Origin of the sequence: Parafrigoribacterium mesophilum (assembly GCF_039652555.1) — a bacterium.
GTDB classification, from domain to species: domain Bacteria; phylum Actinomycetota; class Actinomycetes; order Actinomycetales; family Microbacteriaceae; genus Parafrigoribacterium; species Parafrigoribacterium mesophilum.
Genome location: NZ_JBDJAF010000002.1, coordinates 122,550 through 140,086 on the forward strand (window position 1 = coordinate 122,550; position 17,537 = coordinate 140,086).

Here is a 17,537-nt window from a genome sequence, read left to right on the forward strand (position 1 = left end):
GCCACTACCACTGAGCCCGCCACTATCACTGAGCCGCCGCCGCTGCTCGACCGGCCAAGGACCTTCGGTGGCGCGGGTCCGGGTACCCAGCCGGCATCCAATAGTGTCGAGGACATGACTTCTTCCTCTGGAACCCTCCCGCTCGCGCGTCGCGTCACGGCCGCACTGCTGCCGGCCGCGACCGCCGCCGCCATCGCGCATGTGGCGACGGTACTGGCGTTCTTCGTCGCCGGCGGGGCGAACACCGAAAGCCTCAGGCAGGTCAGCGACTACTTCCTCGTCGCCACCCTGTTCGCCTTCATCCTGTTGGCCGTCGTCGCGGGCCTGGACGGCCTGCGACGCTGGTACATTGCCGTCCCGGCCGCGATTGTCGTGGCGGCCATCGCATCACTGTTGGGCACGGTAGTCACGCTGGTGACGAGCCAGACGCCGATCGACGCGACCACGATCGGCCCGGTGCTGGCCACACTGCTCGGCCCGAGCCTGGTCTATATCGTCGCGTTCACCGTGGCCGCCGCCACGATCGGCAGACGCGTGTGGTCCGCGCTCGCCGCAACCTCCGTGGAATCGGATGCGACCGGGACCGGTCGCGTGGCCCTGGTGCGCGCACCGGCGGCGAACCTGGCCGAGGGGCAGGTCACCCACATCGAGCGCACCCCGATCGACGCGGACCTCGCCGAGGATCAGTGGGACGGCTATCTGCAGGCCCTGGTCGACAACGGCTGGGAGCCGGTAGAGGTGACCGCGGCGCCGGCCATCCCCGACTCGGTCTTCATCGAGGACACCGTCGTGATGTTCGACGACACCGCCGTCATCACCAGCCCGGGAGCCGAATCACGTCGCGGCGAGACCGCCGCAGTGGAGGACGCCGTGCGGGATCTCGGGCTGAGCATCCGCCGCATCGAACTGCCGGGCACCCTCGATGGCGGTGACGTGCTCAAGGTGGGTCGTACCGTCTACGTGGGCCGTGGCGGCCGCACCAATGCCGAAGGAATCCGCCAACTGCGCGCCATCGTCACGCCGCTCGGGTTCACCGTGGTCGCTGTCCCCACGACGAAAGTGCTGCACCTCAAGAGTGCGGTCACCGCGCTGCCCGACGGCACCGTGATCGGATACCCGCCCCTCGTGGACGACCCGGCCGTCTTCGACCGCTTCCTCGCCGTGCCAGAGGAGTCCGGAGCGCACGTGGTGGTGCTCGGTCCCGACACGGTGCTGATGGCGGCATCCGCCCCCAACAGCGCCGCGCTGATCGCCGACCTCGGCTACCGCGTCGTTCCGGTGGACATCAGCGAGTTCGAGAAGCTCGAGGGCTGCGTCACCTGCCTCTCGGTGCGGGTGCGCTGATTCGGATGCGCTGATTCGACCGCGCCGATTTGGGTGCGCAAGTGTTGCGCAGAACCCGTTGACAGTGCGAAAACGACGTGCTTACCATGCACACCAGGTGCTAGCACTACCGGCCAGACTTCAACGACCTGCGCAGCGGTAACACCCGAAGATGACGAGTCCAGGGACATCGGCGCTTCACGAGGTGTCTCATGACTCCTGATCAGGAGGTTGTGTGATGGTCCTCGCAAACATGCGCCCGACGATGGCGCGCAACCCAGTCTCCAGGCGCGACTTGCTGCGCGGAGCCGGATTGTCCGGCCTTGCCGGCCTGTCCGCTGCGGCGCTGGCCGCCTGCACGACGAACGCCTCGACGGATTCGAAAGCCGGCGGCCCCGGCGACTTTCCCAGTACGCCCAAGTTCAAATTCACCTTCGTCAATCATGTGACGACGAACACGTTCTTCCAGGCCACACAGTACGGGCTGGCCGATGCTGCGGCGCTGCTCGGGCTGCCGACACCGCAATGGACCGGATCCGAGTCCTCGAACGTCTCGCAAATGGTCACCGCGATGAACACCGCGATCACCGCAGGAGTGGACGGGATCGCGGTGGCACTCGTCGATGCGAAGGCGTTCGATGAGCCGACCTCCAAAGCACTGGACGCCGGCATCCCGGTGGTCTCCTACAACGCGGACGTGCCCACCAATCCGCGCCTGGCATACATCGGGCAGGATCTCTTTGCCTCCGGGGAGGCGATGGGTCAGAGGATCGCCACTTTGATGCCGGATGGCGGCGATGTCGCGATCTTCATAGCCACCCCCGGCTCATTGAACATCCAGCCTCGTGCGGATGGCGCCGTCGCCGCCCTGAAGGCCACCGGAAAGTCGTACAACGTCAAGCAGATCGCGACCGGCGCGGACCAAAGCGGTGAGCAGACGGCCATCGATTCGTTCTACACCGGCAACAAGGATGTCAAGGGGCTGTTTGCCGTCGACGCGGGAAGCACCGCAGGGGTGGCGGCCGTGATGACCAAGTACAAGCTCGCCGACAACGGGTTCCACGGCGGCGGTTTCGACCTGCTGACCACCACCGAGAACGCCATCCAGTCGGGCAACTTGGACTTCACCATCGATCAATCGGCGTACCTGCAGGGGCTGCTCCCGACGCTCTACCTGTACATGTACAAACTGTCCGGCACCCTGGTCGCCCCACCGACCACGAACACCGGGTTGAAGTTCGTGGACAAGTCCAACGTCAGTCCGTATTTGAAGACGACGAACCGCTATGAGGGGAGCTCCACCAAGCAGCTGTACATCCACTGAACAAGTGAAACGGTGACGACATGGCGGTGAGGGAAGCCGAACAGAAGGACTCGAGCCCGGTGACTCCACCGCGCTCCCGGAATGGGATGGGCATGGTCGGCACGCGGGTGCTCCGCGTGCGCGAGTTGTCAGTACTCGTGGTGGACATCGCCCTGATCGTGTACTTCGGGCTGGCGAATCCGGCCTTCTTCACGGCCGGGAACTTTCAGAACATCGCGAACTTCTTCAGCGCGGCGGCGCTGATCGCGGCAGGGGAGACGTACCTGCTGATCTGCGGCGAAATCGACCTCTCCGCGGGCATGACGTTCGCGCTGGTGCCCGTGATCATGGTGACCCTGAACGGTGAGAACGGCGAGGGTCTGCCGCTGTGGCTGTGCCTGATCATCAGCCTGGCCATCGCCGTGGTCATCGGCGTGTTCAACGGGCTGGTGACCCAGTATCTGAGGTTGCCCTCCTTCATCACCACGCTCGGCACCCTGTACGTGCTGCACGGCATCTCGTTGACCATAGCCGGCAGCACACCGCTGCCGGCACCGCAGGACGGCTTCATCCCCACCGTGTTCGGCGGGTGGATCTGGTCTGAGCTGATCTGGACGGTGGTGATCGTGCTGGTCATGCAGGTGGTACTCACCCAGACCCGCTGGGGAGCGCACACCATTGCGACCGGGGCGAATCTCCTCGGTGCGGCCGAGGCCGGGATCAAGGTGCGGCAGATCAAGACTCGGGCCTTCGTCATCACGGCCGTGTTCGCCGGGCTGGCCGGCATCCTGGACGGAACGAACATCGCGAAGTCGTTCGACCCGAACGCGGGCGGCAACAACCTCATGTTCACCGCCATCGCGGCATCCGTCATCGGCGGCACGGCCCTGCTCGGCGGCTCAGGAACCGTCATCGGCGCCGCCCTCGGCGCCCTGCTGTTGGCCGTGTTGCAGGACGGGTTCAACATCCAAGGGATCAGCGCGACCACGTTCGTGATCGTCGAGGGCGTCGCCATCCTGCTCGCCATGACGCTCAACACCTATCTCGCCCGGTTCAGAGCCCGAGCCAAGGAGGCCTGACCATGGCAGATGTCGCGAGCGACCGGGTGCAGGACGAACCGCGGCCGGCGCCGCCGGCCATCGAGGCCCGCAACGTCAGCAAGAGGTTCGGGTCGGTGACCGCTCTTGAACGGGTCAGCCTGCGGGTGGGCAAGGGCGAGGTGCTCGGCCTGATCGGGGACAACGGCGCCGGCAAGTCCACCCTGATCAAGATCCTCAACGGCTTCCATCAGCCCACCCAGGGCGAACTCCTGATCGACGGGGTGGCAACCAGGCTCACCGGGGTGGCGGATGCCCGCGCGCACGGGATCGAGACGGTGTTCCAGGACCTGGCGTTGATCAACACGCTGCCGGTGTATATGAACCTGCACCTGAACAAGGAACCGCGTTTTGGGCCATTTCTGCGTCGGTCGCTGATGCAGCGCAATTCGCGGCGCTACCTGGACGACATAGGAATCGGCATCTCATCCGTCAACGACGAGGTCGCCAACCTCTCCGGCGGCCAGCGCCAGGCCATCGCCGTGGCCCGATCGGTGTATTCGAACTCGCGGATCCTGCTGCTGGACGAGCCGCTCGCGGCGATGGGGGCGAAGGAGGGCGCGATCATCCTCGATCTCATCTCGATGCTGCGCGAGCGCGGCGACGTGTCGATCATCCTCATCGCCCACAACTACACCCAGGTGCTGGATGTCTGTGATCGGGTCAACCTGCTTCAGCACGGCGAAATCGTGCTCGACAAAAAGACCACCGAGACCTCGGCGGAGGAACTGCTGGACCTGGTGGCCAACGAATACCGGCGCGGCGGACGGCTCGCGGGCACTCGTGGGCAGTTGCTCGACGAGCTCCGCCGCGGATGACCGTTCCCAGCGTCAGTTTCCCCGCGTGATGGTTGCCCGCGTGATGGTTGCCCGCGTGATGGTTGCCCGCGTGATGGTTGCCCGCGTGATGGTTGCACGCTTTTTGGTTGCACGCTTCTTGGTTGCACAGTGGAATGCTCGGGTATAGCCTGTAAAGCTGCCCGGGGGCGCCTCGCGGACGCGACCGCGCCGATCCGGATGCCGTGGCTGACTCCTGTGGAGGCGCCCCGAGGAATCTGTGCTGAGGAGGACGTCGTGATGAAGCCGAGCCGTGCCATCGCTGCCGTGTCCGCCACCGGCGCCGCCGTCCGCTTCGCCGGGCCGCGGTAACCGCCGGGAAGTTCCCGCCACCACCTCAACGCCATCGGGTTAAGTCGGTTCACGCCGACCGCAAGTTTCAAGGAATCCACGTGTCAACTGCCCACACCGGCAAAAGATCCAGTACGTTCGCCTCCATCCTGCGGGTCTACCCCTATGCCCGTCCGGCGATGCCGCGCATCTACCAGGGCATGGTCGCCGCGTTGCTCGCGGCGCTGGTGGCCCTTGCCATCCCGCAGGTGCTGCGTGCCCTGATCGACGGTCCCCTGAAAGACGGCGACTCGAGCGAGATCTGGTGGCCGGTCGGCATCGTCCTCGCCCTGGGCGTGCTGGAGGCGGTGATGATCGCGCTGCGCCGGTGGCTGGTGCTCACGCCGGGCACCCGGATCGAGGCGCGGATGCGGAACAGCATCTACGAGCACCTCCAGGCGCTGCCGGTGAGCTTCCACGACCGTTGGCCCAGCGGACAACTGCTGTCCCGGGCGATCGGTGACCTCAACCTCATCCGCCGCTGGTTCTCATTCGGGATCGTCCTGCTCGTCGTCAACGCGGTCACCATCATCGCCGGGGTCGCGATTCTGGCCAGCATCAACTGGGTGCTGGGCCTCGTCTTTGTCGTCTGCTCGATCCCGCTGTGGATCTACGGCTACGCGTTCGAGAAGCGCTACTCGTCGGTGGCTCGGCTCAGCCAGGACCAGGTCGGCGACCTCGCCACCACGGTCGAGGAGTCCGTGCACGGCATCCGGGTGCTCAAGGCCTTCGGCCGCGGCGGTTACGCGATGAAGAACTTCTCCCGCCAGGCGGAGCACCTGCGCGGCATCGAGATCGAGAAGGCCAAGGCGATCGCCGGCATCTGGCTGTGGCTGCTGCTGGTCCCGGATGTGACGTTTGCGCTGTGCCTGCTCGGCGGGGTGTGGATGGCGTCGGCCGGGGCGATCACGATCGGCGAGCTGGTGATGTTCTTCGCCACCGCGATGGTGCTGCGGTTCCCGGTCGAGTCGATCGGCTTCCTGCTGTCGATGACCTACGACACCCGCACCGCGGCGGATCGGTTCTTCGAGGTGCTCGATGCGCCGGTCACCGTCACCGACCCGGACCAGCCGAAGACGATTCACAGCCCGCGCGGCGCCCTCGCCTTCTGCGACGTGCACTTCCGGTACCAGGATTCGCCCGAGCGTTACGGCGACCTCCTGAACGGCATCGACCTCGAACTGGTGCCGGGGGAGACCATGGCACTGGTCGGCCTCACCGGGTCGGGCAAGTCGACCCTCACTGCGCTCACCACCCGGCTGTACGACGTCACCGGCGGGGCGATCCTGCTCGACGGCATCGACATCCGGGACCTTCGGCACACCGAGCTGCGCCGCCACATCGCCATGGCGTTCGAGGATGCCATCCTGTTCTCCGCCTCCGTGCGCGACAACGTCATGCTCGGCCGGCCCGGCGGCACCGAGGCGGAACTGGCGGAGGCGCTGGACATCGCCCAGGCCGGCTTCGTCTACCAACTGCCCGTGGGTCTCGACACCATGGTCGGCGAGGAAGGCCTGAGCCTGTCCGGCGGGCAGCGCCAGCGACTCGCCCTGGCCCGGGCGATCGCCGCGAAACCGTCGGTTCTTGTGCTCGACGACCCGCTGTCGGCGCTGGACGTCGACACCGAGGCGCTGGTCGAGGCGGCGCTGCGGCGGGTCCTGGCATCCACCACCGCGCTGATCGTCGCACACCGGCCCTCCACCGTCATGCTCGCCGACCGGGTGGCGCTGCTTGAAGCCGGACGGATCACCGCGGTCGGCCGGCACCACGACCTGCTCGCCGCGAACGAGCACTACCGGTTCGTCATCTCCAGCCTCGACGACGAAACGGACAGCGATCGGACGGAGGTGGGGGCATGAGCGTGCTGGGAGTCGAAGGCGAGGAGCGCGACGACTTCACCACGGCGGAGAGCCGGCTCATCCGGGACCGCTCGGTGCGGCTGCTCGGCTCGCTGCTGAAGCCGCTGCGGATGCGGGTGGCGCTGACCATCGTCGTGGTGGTCGCCAGCACCGCGGCCCAGGTCGCCGGGCCCGCGCTGATCGCCTACGGGATCGACGCCGGGCTGCCCGCGCTGCTGAACGCGGATTGGCTGCCGCTGGCCGTGGCGGTCGGCGCGTACCTCACCACGGGAGTCGTCGGCGCCGTCCTCATCGCCTGGTACACCGTGCTCAGCGCGCGGATCAGCCAGGCTATCCTCATCGATCTGCGCAAGCGGGTGTTCCTGAAGACGCAGAAGCTGTCGCTGCAGTTCCACGAGACCTACACCTCGGGGCGCATCATCTCCCGGCAGACCAGCGACCTGGATTCGATCCGGGAACTGCTCGACGAGGGCATCAACCAACTCGTGCAGGGCGGGCTGTACATGGTGTTCATCGCGGTCGCGCTGGTCACGCTGGATCCGATCGGCGGACTGGTGCTTTTCGGGTCGCTGGTGCCGTTGGCGTTCCTGTTCCGTTGGTTCCAGGTGCGCTCGCAGAGGCTGTTCCGGCAGTCGCGGGTCGCCTCGGCGAAGGTCATCGTGCACTTCGTGGAGACGATGACCGGCATCCGGGCGGTGAAGGCGTTCCGCAAGGAGAAGCGCAACGAGGGCGAGTTCGGCGCCCTGGTCGAGGACTACCGGGATGTCAACAACCGCGTCATCCAGCTGTTCGGCTACTTCGATCCCGGCCTGATCCTGATCGGCAACATCACCCTCGCGGTCGTGCTGCTGGTCGGCGGGCTGCGGGTGGCCGGCGGGTCGCTGGCGATTGGCGTGCTGCTCGCGACGCTGCTGTACACGCGCCAGTTCTTCGCTCCGGCGGAGGAAATGGCCATGTTCTACAACTCGTACCAGTCGGCCGCGGCCGCGCTGGAGAAGATCTCCGGCGTGCTCGAGGAGCAGCCGAGCGTGCCGGACCCGACCCGTCCGATCGACCTGTGGCAGGCCAAAGGATCGGTGACATTCGACGGCGTCGAGTTCGCCTACGCCGCCGGCCGGGTCGTGCTCCCGAAGTTCAGCCTGGAGCTGCCGGCGGGACAGACGATCGCGCTGGTCGGCTCGACCGGGGCGGGCAAGTCCACCCTGGCCAAACTCGTCTCGCGGTTCTATGACCCGTCCGAGGGCACGGTGTCGCTGGACGGTGTGGACTTGCGCAGGCTGCATCCCAAGGACCTGCGCCGGGCGATCGTCATGGTCACCCAGGAGGCGTACCTGTTCTCCGGCTCGGTCGCCGACAACATCGCGCTCGGCAAACCGGAGGCGAGCCGGGAGGAGATCGTCGCGGCGGCGAAGGCGGTCGGCGCGCACGAGTTCATCTCCGCGCTGCCGAACGGCTATGACACGGATGTGAACAAGCGCGGCGGGCGGGTCTCGGCCGGCCAGCGTCAGCTCATCTCGTTCGCGCGGGCGTTCCTGGCCGACCCGGTCGTCCTGATCCTGGACGAGGCGACAGCGTCCCTGGATATCCCGAGCGAGCGCCTCGTGCAGCGGGGACTGCAGACGCTGCTCGCCGACCGCACCGCGATCATCATCGCGCACCGGTTGTCGACGGTGGCCATCGCCGACCGGGTGCTCGTGATGGAACACGGCCGGATCGTGGAGGACGGCACCCCCGCCCACCTGATCGCCGGCACCGGCCGCTTCTCGAAGCTGCACGCCGCCTGGCGTGACTCCCTGGTCTGACCCGTTTCAAGGACTTTTTGTCCGGCAACCCGCTACATCCCTGTGCCCGGTTGCCGGATCTACAGATTCTCCGTGAGACGGGCACAGGCAGGCGACGGGGCGGGCGGGACCTGGTCAAAGCAGCTGGGGTGGGACCTGGTCGAAGCAGCCGAGGTGGGACCTGGTCGAAGCGGCTGGGCGGGGACCGGCGGGCTAGGGGCGGTAGCGGGCCAGACGTAGGTCGATGCGGTAGCCGGATGCCGTGGGGGCGAGCGGCGTGCCCTCGGCTTCGTAGTGGGCCAGCGCCTGCTCATCGTGGCAGAGCGGCGGATGCCCGCCGGCGCGGATCACCCGCCACCACGGCACGTCACTGCCGTAGTACGCCATCACCTGGCCCACCGCTCGTGGCGCCCGCGAACCGATGGCGGCCGCGATGTCGCCATAAGTCATCACCTTGCTCGGCGGGATCGATTCGACGACCGCCAGAACCCGGGAGGCGAAATCCTCGCCCGGCGAAACCGGATGCGCCATGGCCGTCGGCTACAGATCCATCGCGCCGATGTTGTCGCCGTACTGGGTTTGCCCGATGGGCTTGAACCCGATCTCGAGGAAGAACCCTTCCGGACCTTCCTCGCCTGGCTCCCAGACCACGGTAAGCCGGTTGAAACCGCGCCGACGGGCCTCGGCGGCCACGGCATGGGCTGCGAACTTGCCGACGCCGCGACCCTGCGCCTCCGCGGCCACGTTGAGCCGCCAGATGCAGCTACGGAACTCCTCGTCCTGCGCATCCGGGTCGAAATTGCCCATCACGAAGCCGACGACGCTGTCGTCGTCGAGCACAACTCGAGGCCAGGAGGTAAGCGGATTCACATACGCTTCCGCGATCGAGTGCGAGACGGGGGCGACGAACTGTTCCTGCCCGGGCTTCAAGCTCAGCGAATTCGCCGCAACGATGTTGGTTGCCGACAGCTCTTCCAGTCTCAACTCACCCATGGACACAGGCTATCTCTCCGTGCGCGTCCGGTGCAGAGATATCTTGATGTCAAGATACTTGCGTCGAGCCTGTAAGATAACGGATGGTCTAATCGGGCGCCAGAAGACCGTCGCCGAACGGCGACGAACAGTGACGAGGGAGAAGCAGTTGTCGAAGATTAAGGTAGCGGGAACAGTCGTCGAGATCGACGGCGACGAGATGACCCGCGTCATCTGGCACGCCATCAAGGACACGCTCCTGCTGCCGTACCTGGACATCAACCTCGACTATTACGACCTGTCGATCCAGAAGCGCGACGAGACGAACGACCAGATCACGATTGACGCGGCCCACGCCATCCAGAAGCACGGCGTCGGCGTGAAATGCGCGACGATCACCCCGGACGAGGCGCGCGTGGAGGAATTCGGCCTCAAGAAGATGTGGAAGTCGCCCAACGGCACTATCCGCAACATCCTCGGGGGCACGATCTTCCGCGAGCCGATCATCATCTCCAACGTCCCGCGCCTGGTGCCCGGCTGGAACAAGCCCATCATCATCGGCCGTCACGCCTTCGGCGACCAGTACAAGGCCACCGACTTCGTCTTCGACGGCCCCGGCACACTGACCATCAGCTTCCAACCGCAGGACGGACCGAACGGCGAAAAGCACGAAGCCCAGTCGTTCCATGTCTTCGACGCCCCCGGTGGCGGCGTGGCCATGGCGATGTACAACCTGGATGCCTCGATCCGCGACTTCGCCCGCTCCAGCCTCAACTACGGGCTCGAGCGCGGCTACCCGGTCTACCTCTCCACCAAGAACACGATCCTCAAGGCCTACGACGGCCGGTTCAAGGACCTCTTCGCCGAGGTGTTCGAGAACGAGTTCAAGGACAAGTACGCCGCCGCCGGGCTCACCTACGAGCACCGACTCATCGACGACATGGTGGCGGCCTCGCTCAAGTGGCAGGGCGGCTATGTCTGGGCCTGCAAGAACTACGACGGCGACGTGCAGTCCGACACCGTCGCCCAGGGCTTCGGCTCGCTGGGCCTGATGACCAGCGTGCTCACCACCCCGGACGGCAAGATCGTCGAGGCCGAAGCGGCGCACGGCACGGTGACCCGGCACTTCCGCCAGCACCAGGCGGGCAAGCCCACCAGCACCAACCCGATCGCGTCCATCTACGCCTGGACCCGGGCGCTGGCCCACCGCGGCAAGCTCGACGGCAACCAGGAACTCATCGACTTCGCACGCACGCTCGAGGATGTCGTCATCACCACCGTCGAATCCGGCAAGATGACGAAGGACCTCGCCTTGCTCATCGGTGCCGACCAGGCGTACCTCACCACCGAGGAGTTCCTCGGCGCCTTGGCCGAGAACCTCGCCGGCCGTCTCGCGTAGCCGGGTTTCCGGCCGGCAGCACCGCGGGAGCGGAGCAGCCCAGCCGGTATGATGGGTGGCGATACCGCTGGCCGCCGTGCGCGGCCGGCTCGCCGTGGCCGACCAGGGCCCACCGACGCAGGCCGTGCAGATCCGCGATGCGACCGATATCACCACAGCCGAAGTTCAGGTTCGCTTCGAACCCTTCCCCATCAAGGAGATCTATGCGTCGCAATATCCTTTTGGCCGGTGCCGGTGCATCGGCCCTGCTCCTCGTCCTGGCTGCCTGCAGCGGCACCGCCGGGACCGACAACGCTGACACCAAGGCCGGCGGACTGACCGGCACCGGCACCGGTGACCAGTGCACCATCAGCGAAGAGGTTCCTGTCTCCGCCGCGTTCAGCCTCACTGGCGCTGCCGCCCAGTACGGAGCCGGCCAGAAGAACGCCCTCGAACTCGCCGTCGACAACCTGAACAAGGCCGGAACGGTGAAGTACAAGCTCACCGTCGAGGACGACCAGACCGACCCCAAGCAGGGCATCCAGTTGTTCGAGCAGTTCGTTGAGAACGGCGCCAGCATCATCGTCGGCCCGACCCTCTCCAACACCGCGATGCAGACCGATCCGGTCGCCCAGGATGGCAAGACTCCGGTGCTCGGTGTTTCCAACACCGCAGAGGGAGTCACCGCGCTCGGTGACTACGTCTTCCGTGACTCGCTCACCGAGGGTGCCGTCATCCCGCAAACCATCAAGGCCGCCGTCAAGGCGCACGACCTGAAGAACGTCGTCGTGATGTACAGCAACGATGACGCGTTCACCACCTCGGGCTACGAGGCCATGAAGGCGGCGCTGGACGATAACGGCGTGAAGATCATCAACACCGTCAAGTTCTCCAAAGCCGACACCGACTTTCACGCCCTGCTCGACCAGGTGAAGAACGCGAAGCCCGACGCGATCATCGTCTCGGCCCTGCTCGACGCCGCCGTCCCGCTGGTCACCCAAGCCCGCGAGCTCGGCATCGATGTCCCGATCGTCGGCGGCAACGGATTCAACTCCCCGGCCCTGATCAAGGGTGCCGGAGCGGCAGCGGAAGGCGTCATCGTCGGTGCCGCGTGGAACTCGGCCTCCGAGAACGAGCAGAACCAGCAGTTCTTGAAGGACTACCAGGCGAAGTACAACGCCGCCCCCGACCAGTTCGCGGCGCAGGCCTACGCGGGCATGCAGGTCATCGACGAGGCCGTGCGCCTCGGATGCTCCGGCGAGCGTGAGGCCATCAAGACGAACCTGTCCAAGGTCAAGGACCTCCCGACGGTGCTTGGCGACATGAGCATCGACAAGAACCGGGACGCCGTGCAAGAAGCGCTCGTCCAGGTGATCAAGGACGGCAAGTTCACCATCCTGAAGTAGCCCACCACCTGGTGGCAATACCAGCGACCGCATGCTGTGCGTCGTCCGTGACAACGGGCGGCGCACGGCGGCGGTTGGGGGACACACTATGCAACAGCTGATGGACGGGATCTTCCTCGGGTCGATCTATGCCCTGTTCGCCGTCGGCTACACCCTCGTCTTCGGGGTGTTGGACCGGCTCAACCTGGCGCACGCAGCGGTGTTCTCCGCCGGCGCCCTGGTCGGCATCGAAGTGGTGACCAGGACCGGCATCTCGATCTGGGCGGCCGTGCCGATCGTCATGGCCGTCGGTGCGATCCTCGGTCTGATCATCGAACGGGTCGCGTTCCGTCCGCTGGAGGGCAGGCACGACGCGCACTTCGCCGGGCTGATCTCCTCCATCGCGCTCGGCGCCATCTTCATCGCCCTGTTGCAGGCCAGGTACGGTGCGGACACCCGGCGGTTCGAGCCGGATGTCTTCCCCAAGTCGCGCTTCGAATTCCTCGGCGCGAGCGTGTCCGTGCTGCAGCTGCTCATCCTCATCATCAGCGTCGGCTTGATGGTTCTGCTCACCTGGCTGGTCGCCCAGTCCAAAATCGGTCGCGGCATGCGGGCCATCTCCGAGAACGCCCACGCCGCCGCGGTGCTGGGCATCAACGTGAACCGGGTCAGCTCGCTCACCTTCGCGATCTCCTCCGCGCTGGGCGCCGCCGCCGGCGTGTTGTTCACCCTCAACGTCAACACCGCGCAACTGGGCATCGGCCACGCCGTCGAGCTCAAGGGGCTGGCCGTCATCATCGTCGGCGGCCTGGGCTCGCTGCCCGGCGCCGTCGTGGGCGGCCTGGCGCTCGGGCTCGCCGAAGTGTTCGCGGTCAACTACGTCGGAACCTCCTGGCGGGACATGGTCGCCTTCGGGCTGCTGTTCCTGATCCTGGTGGTCCGCCCGCAGGGCCTGTTCGGCGCCAAGAAGATCCGGGAGGTGTGACGTGTCATCCTCCCTGATCACGCTGATCGCCCTCGCCGCGATCCTCGCCTACAGCTTCTACGCCGTGCTGCTGGCCGGCCAGCTCAGCCTCGCCCAACTGGGCATCGCCTCGCTCGCCGCGTTCACCTCCACCCTGGTGGTGCCGGATGACCCGCTGTTCGGGTTTGTTCCGCCACTGGTGGTCGGGATCGTGTTCGGGGTGGTGGTCGGGATGCTCGCCGCCTTCATCCTCGGACTGCCGCTGATGCGATTGCGCGGCGTGTTTCTCGCCATCGCCACGCTCGCGTTCGCCGAGATGGTGCGGATCTTTCTGATCAACCAGACCTGGACACACGGTGCACAGGGACTGTCCTTCCCCAAACTGGTGGGACCAGAGATCGCCTGGATCGCGCTGGCCGTCGTCGCGTTCTGCTTCTGGCGGCTGTCGGGATCCCGGCTCGGCCGGGCCTTCGACGCGATCCGCGAGGACGAACTCGCCGCCAGCTCGATGGGCATCAACGTCGCCTGGCACCGGATGATGTCCTTCATCCTCGCCGGCGCGATCGCCGGACTGTACGGGGTGTTGTTCAGCTACTTCACCCGGTTCGCCGACCCCAACGAGTTCTCGTTCACCGCGGCAGTGGACGGCCTGGTGATGGCCGTGGTCGGCGGCGTGGTGCTGTTCATCGGGCCGGTGCTCGGTGCGGCCTTCCTCACCGTGCTGCCGGAACTGCAGCGCACCGTCGGCATTGACGCGAGCTGGATCCGGCCGATGATCTCCGGCGTGCTGCTGCTGGCCGTCATCCTGTTCCTGCCCGGCGGCCTGTCCGGACTTATCCCGCGCCGCAAGTCGGCGAACAAGCTCATCACCGACCCGGCAGCGATGCCGCAGCTGCCGGCACTGCCGCCGCACGGCACCCGGCTGATCACCCTGACCGGGCTCGGCAAGGCCTACGGCGGGGTACGCGCCGTGCACGATGTGAGCCTCGAACTCGGGGCCGGCGAAGTGCTCGGATTAATCGGCCCGAACGGAGCGGGCAAGACCACCCTGGTGAACATGGTCACCGGGCTGACCCGCCCGACGACCGGTGCCGGAGAAGTGCTCGGCACCTCCCTCACCGCGCGCGTGAAGCCACACGTGCTCGCCGGACGCGGAGTGGCCCGCACGTTCCAGCAGATCAAACTGTTCAGCAGGCTGTCGGCGCTGGAGAACGTGCTCGTCGGTGGCTACCGGGTCTCCCGGGGCACCACGGTCCGGCGACTGATCTTCCTGCCCTCCGCCCGGCGGGACGAGCGCAGCGCTCTCGCGATGGCCTCCGCGCAACTGCGGCGGGTCGGCCTGGCCGACCACGCCGCGACCCCGGCAGGCGACCTGTCCTACGGCGACCAGCGCCGCCTGGAGATTGCGCGGGCCCTGGCGTCGCATCCGTCGCTCCTCGTGCTCGATGAACCCGCCGCGGGCATGAACCGGGTCGAGGCCGGCAAACTCTCCGAACTGATCCGATCTCTCGCCACCGACGGCATCGGCATCCTGGTCATCGAACACAACGTGCGGATGATGCTGGAGACCTGCGACCGGATCATCGTGCTCAACTTCGGCGAGGCGATCGCCAGTGGGCAACCGGCCGACATCGCCCGGGACCCCGCCGTGCTCGAGGCGTACCTCGGCGCGGCGGCCACCGGGCCGGGCGAGGAAGCGGCCGAACGCGCGGTCGCCGACCTCACCGCGACCCTCGACGCGGCGGAAACCGTGCGCGACCAACCGGAGGCGGACCGATGAGCCAAGACGGCGAGCCGATCCTCGCGGTCGAGGGGCTGCAGGTGAACTACGGCCGCGTGGACGCGGTGCGGAACGTTTCCTTCCAGGTGCCCGCCGGCTCCCTGGTCACGCTCGTCGGCGCCAACGGGGCGGGCAAGACCTCCATCTTGAACGCAGTCTCCGGCCTGCTGCGACCGCGCCGCGGCGCCATCCGATTCCGCGGCGAGGACGTCACGAAGTGGCCGTCGCACAAGATGGTGAAGGCGGGACTGGTGCAGGTGCCGGAGGGCCGGCAGATCCTGGCGACCCTCACCGTGGCCGAGAACCTCTCCCTGGGCGGCTGGCACCGTGGGCATACCCTGGCCCGCAACGTGGCCGCCATGTACGAACGGTTCCCGGTGCTCGGGCAGCGGCGCACCCTGCAGGCCGGCGCCCTGTCCGGCGGCGAGCAGCAGATGCTCGCCATCGCGCGTGCCCTCATTGCCGAGCCAGCGGTGCTGCTGCTCGACGAGCCGTCCATGGGTTTGGCGCCGAAGATCGTGGACGAGGTGTTCGCCGTGATCGAGCAGATCCGTGCCACCGGAACCACCGTGGTGCTCGTGGAGCAGAACGCCAGGCGAGCGCTGGCCGCCGCCGATTACGGCTACGTGCTGGAGACCGGCGAGATCACCCATTCCGGCCCGGCCGCCGACCTGCTCGCCGACGAAAAGGTGATCGAGGCCTACCTCGGCCTGGAGTAGTTGGCGCTCGCATCCGTGACTTGCACCCTGTGCTCCTTCCCAGGGCGCGGGAAGGTGCACACGGCGCAAGTCACCGGTACCCCACCTACAGCCCCTTGAGCCCGTTTCAAGGAGAAACTGACATTCGAGTGCCTGCCCACCGGGCAATCCGGGGTTCCCGGTCAGAAACTCCGTGAAACGGGTCGGTCGGGCCGGCGCGGACACCGCCGGGTCGGCCTCTGCGGCAGTTGTGTGGATGCTTCAGGCTGGGGGAGGATGGGTCGTGACCACCACCGCAGACGAGGCCGTGCACCGGCTGTCCCCACGCAGCATCGCCGCCACCCTCCTGCCCGGCTTCGCTGGAAGGGTGCTTCCGGACTGGCTCGGCCAGCAGCTTCACGACGGCCTCGGCGGCGTATGCCTGTTCGGAAACAACATCAGCTCGCCCACCCAACTTCGGGAATTGACCGCCGCCATCCTCGACGCCAACCCGCACGCGATCATCGCGATCGACGAAGAAGGCGGGGATGTCACCCGCCTGTACTACGGCATCGGGTCGCCGTTCCCGGGTAACGCCGTGCTTGGTCGGCTGGACGATACCACCGCCACCGAGGCGGTAGCGACCGCTGTGGGGTGGCAGCTGCGCGCGGCCGGATGCACGGTGACCTTCGCACCCGACGTCGACGTGAATTCCAATCCCGACAACCCCGTCATCGGCACCCGCAGCTTCGGCACGACACCGGAGCTCGTCGCCAGACACAGCGCCGCCTGGATCACCGGCCTGCAGGCCACCGGCATCGCCGCCAGCGCCAAACACTTCCCCGGACACGGCGACACCGCGCAAGACTCTCACCTCGCCCTCCCCGTCGTCGACCGCTCCCGCCGCCAGTTGCGCGAGCGGGAACTGGTTCCGTTCGTCGCGGCGATCGCCTCCGGCGCGAAGACGATCATGACCTCGCACATCCTGCTGCCCCAGCTCGACCCGGACAATCCGGCGACCCTGAGCAGCACCATGCTCACCGGCCTGCTCCGCGGCGAGCTGGGCTTCGACGGCGTCATCGTCAGCGACGCGCTGGACATGAAGGGCGCCAGCGGTGCGCTCGGCATCCCGGCCACCGCCGTGCGTGCGCTCGCCGCCGGATGCGACTTGCTGTGCATCGGCACCGACAACACGGCGGAGCAGTTGGCGCGGATCGAGGAGGAGATCCTGACCGCACTGGACGACGGTCGCCTCGAGGCCACGCGGGTCGCGGATGCCGCTCGGCGGGTGCTGGAACTCGCCGACAACCTCGCTACCGAGCGGGAGCGGATTCGGGTACCGGCGGATACCGCCGCCACCGAACCGCACTTCGACGTCGATCGAGTGACCGCCAGCTTCGCGCGCCGACCTGGCGCCGATGCCTGGGTGGTGGCCGCCGCCGGCCGGTTCACCGTGGTCCGCATCGACACCCTCGCCAACATCGCCGTCGGGCAAGCTGCGTGGGGGCCGTTCGCACACCTGCTCGCGCATCCGGATGCGCCGGAGGCCGTCGCCTTCGCCGCCCATCCGCTCGTCGTCGTCACCGAGGCTGGCAGCACAGGGGCCGGCAGCACAGGGACAGTTCCGGAGGCGCACGACCCGGTGGTCGTGATCGGCAAGGACAACCACCGGCATCCGTTCGCGCGCGCCGCCATCGACCGACTGCGGGTCGGCGGCCGCGAGGTGCTCGTGATCGACATGGGCTGGCCCTCCGACGACCGGGCCTACGCCGACGTCGCCACCTTCGGCGCGTCGCGGCTGGTCGGTCAGGCGCTGCTGCGCTACCTGCAGCCCTGACGGCGGACTCCGCAC

General features: G+C 67.1%; 14 protein-coding genes and 2 pseudogenes. 13 read left to right on the forward strand and 3 right to left on the reverse strand.

Annotated elements, in window-relative coordinates; all coding sequences use genetic code 11:
- The first annotated feature begins 114 nt into the window (after positions 1–114).
- The 6 genes from ddaH (at position 115) to ABFX56_RS10715 (ending at position 8,550) form a co-directional block, all read left to right on the forward strand.
- The gene (gene ddaH / locus ABFX56_RS10690; protein ID WP_346233312.1) at positions 115–1,344 is read left to right on the forward strand and encodes a dimethylargininase; all 1,230 of its coding nucleotides are present in this window, start codon (positions 115–117) and stop codon (positions 1,342–1,344) included.
- A gap of 217 nt (positions 1,345–1,561) precedes the next feature.
- On the forward strand, positions 1,562–2,647 hold the full coding sequence (locus tag ABFX56_RS10695) for a substrate-binding domain-containing protein (RefSeq protein ID WP_346233507.1): 1,086 nt from the start codon (positions 1,562–1,564) through the stop codon (positions 2,645–2,647).
- A 20-nt stretch (positions 2,648–2,667) separates the two neighbouring features.
- On the forward strand, positions 2,668–3,705 hold the full coding sequence (locus tag ABFX56_RS10700) for an ABC transporter permease (RefSeq protein ID WP_346233313.1): 1,038 nt from the start codon (positions 2,668–2,670) through the stop codon (positions 3,703–3,705).
- 2 nt (positions 3,706–3,707) lie between these two features.
- Positions 3,708–4,541, forward strand: a complete 834-nt coding sequence (locus ABFX56_RS10705) for an ATP-binding cassette domain-containing protein (RefSeq protein WP_346233314.1) — start codon at positions 3,708–3,710, stop codon at positions 4,539–4,541.
- A gap of 488 nt (positions 4,542–5,029) precedes the next feature.
- On the forward strand, positions 5,030–6,748 hold the full coding sequence (locus ABFX56_RS10710) for an ABC transporter ATP-binding protein (protein ID WP_346233508.1): 1,719 nt from the start codon (positions 5,030–5,032) through the stop codon (positions 6,746–6,748).
- Complete coding sequence (locus tag ABFX56_RS10715; RefSeq protein ID WP_346233315.1) at positions 6,745–8,550, forward strand: ABC transporter ATP-binding protein; 1,806 nt, start codon at positions 6,745–6,747, stop codon at positions 8,548–8,550. Before ABFX56_RS10710 ends, ABFX56_RS10715 begins: the two co-directional genes overlap by 4 nt.
- Positions 8,551–8,742: 192 nt before the next feature.
- Here ABFX56_RS10715 and ABFX56_RS10720 read toward each other — a convergent pair whose 3' ends face one another.
- Complete coding sequence (locus tag ABFX56_RS10720) at positions 8,743–9,060, reverse strand: MGMT family protein (protein ID WP_346233316.1); 318 nt, start codon at positions 9,058–9,060, stop codon at positions 8,743–8,745.
- A 9-nt stretch (positions 9,061–9,069) separates the two neighbouring features.
- Positions 9,070–9,522, reverse strand: coding sequence for a GNAT family N-acetyltransferase (locus ABFX56_RS10725; protein ID WP_346233317.1), 453 nt, complete (start codon positions 9,520–9,522; stop codon positions 9,070–9,072).
- 148 nt (positions 9,523–9,670) lie between these two features.
- Between ABFX56_RS10725 and ABFX56_RS10730 the strand changes: the two genes are divergently transcribed.
- The 4 genes and pseudogenes from ABFX56_RS10730 to ABFX56_RS10745 form a co-directional block, all read left to right on the forward strand.
- Positions 9,671–10,900 carry an NADP-dependent isocitrate dehydrogenase gene (locus ABFX56_RS10730; protein ID WP_346233318.1) on the forward strand — a complete coding sequence of 410 codons (1,230 nt, stop codon included), beginning with the start codon at positions 9,671–9,673 and terminating at the stop codon, positions 10,898–10,900.
- Between the two features lie 203 nt (positions 10,901–11,103).
- Complete coding sequence (locus ABFX56_RS10735; RefSeq protein ID WP_346233319.1) at positions 11,104–12,285, forward strand: ABC transporter substrate-binding protein; 1,182 nt, start codon at positions 11,104–11,106, stop codon at positions 12,283–12,285.
- 88 nt (positions 12,286–12,373) lie between these two features.
- The gene (locus tag ABFX56_RS10740) at positions 12,374–13,249 is read left to right on the forward strand and encodes a branched-chain amino acid ABC transporter permease (protein ID WP_346233320.1); all 876 of its coding nucleotides are present in this window, start codon (positions 12,374–12,376) and stop codon (positions 13,247–13,249) included.
- Positions 13,250–13,313: 64 nt separating this feature from the next.
- Positions 13,314–14,624 (forward strand): annotated as a pseudogene (locus ABFX56_RS10745) (ABC transporter permease subunit); the annotation flags it as partial.
- A 27-nt stretch (positions 14,625–14,651) separates the two neighbouring features.
- Here ABFX56_RS10745 and ABFX56_RS16300 read toward each other — a convergent pair.
- Positions 14,652–14,774 (reverse strand): annotated as a pseudogene (locus tag ABFX56_RS16300) (hypothetical protein); the annotation flags it as partial.
- 12 nt (positions 14,775–14,786) lie between these two features.
- Here ABFX56_RS16300 and ABFX56_RS16305 point away from each other — a divergent pair.
- From ABFX56_RS16305 to nagZ, 3 genes are all read left to right on the forward strand, one after another.
- The gene (locus ABFX56_RS16305; protein ID WP_428834438.1) at positions 14,787–15,008 is read left to right on the forward strand and encodes an ABC transporter ATP-binding protein C-terminal domain-containing protein; all 222 of its coding nucleotides are present in this window, start codon (positions 14,787–14,789) and stop codon (positions 15,006–15,008) included.
- The gene (locus ABFX56_RS10750; protein WP_346233322.1) at positions 15,005–15,727 is read left to right on the forward strand and encodes an ABC transporter ATP-binding protein; all 723 of its coding nucleotides are present in this window, start codon (positions 15,005–15,007) and stop codon (positions 15,725–15,727) included. Before ABFX56_RS16305 ends, ABFX56_RS10750 begins: the two co-directional genes overlap by 4 nt.
- 262 nt (positions 15,728–15,989) lie before the next feature.
- On the forward strand, positions 15,990–17,522 hold the full coding sequence (gene nagZ, locus ABFX56_RS10755) for a beta-N-acetylhexosaminidase (protein WP_346233323.1): 1,533 nt from the start codon (positions 15,990–15,992) through the stop codon (positions 17,520–17,522).
- The last annotated feature ends 15 nt before the right edge of the window (positions 17,523–17,537 follow it).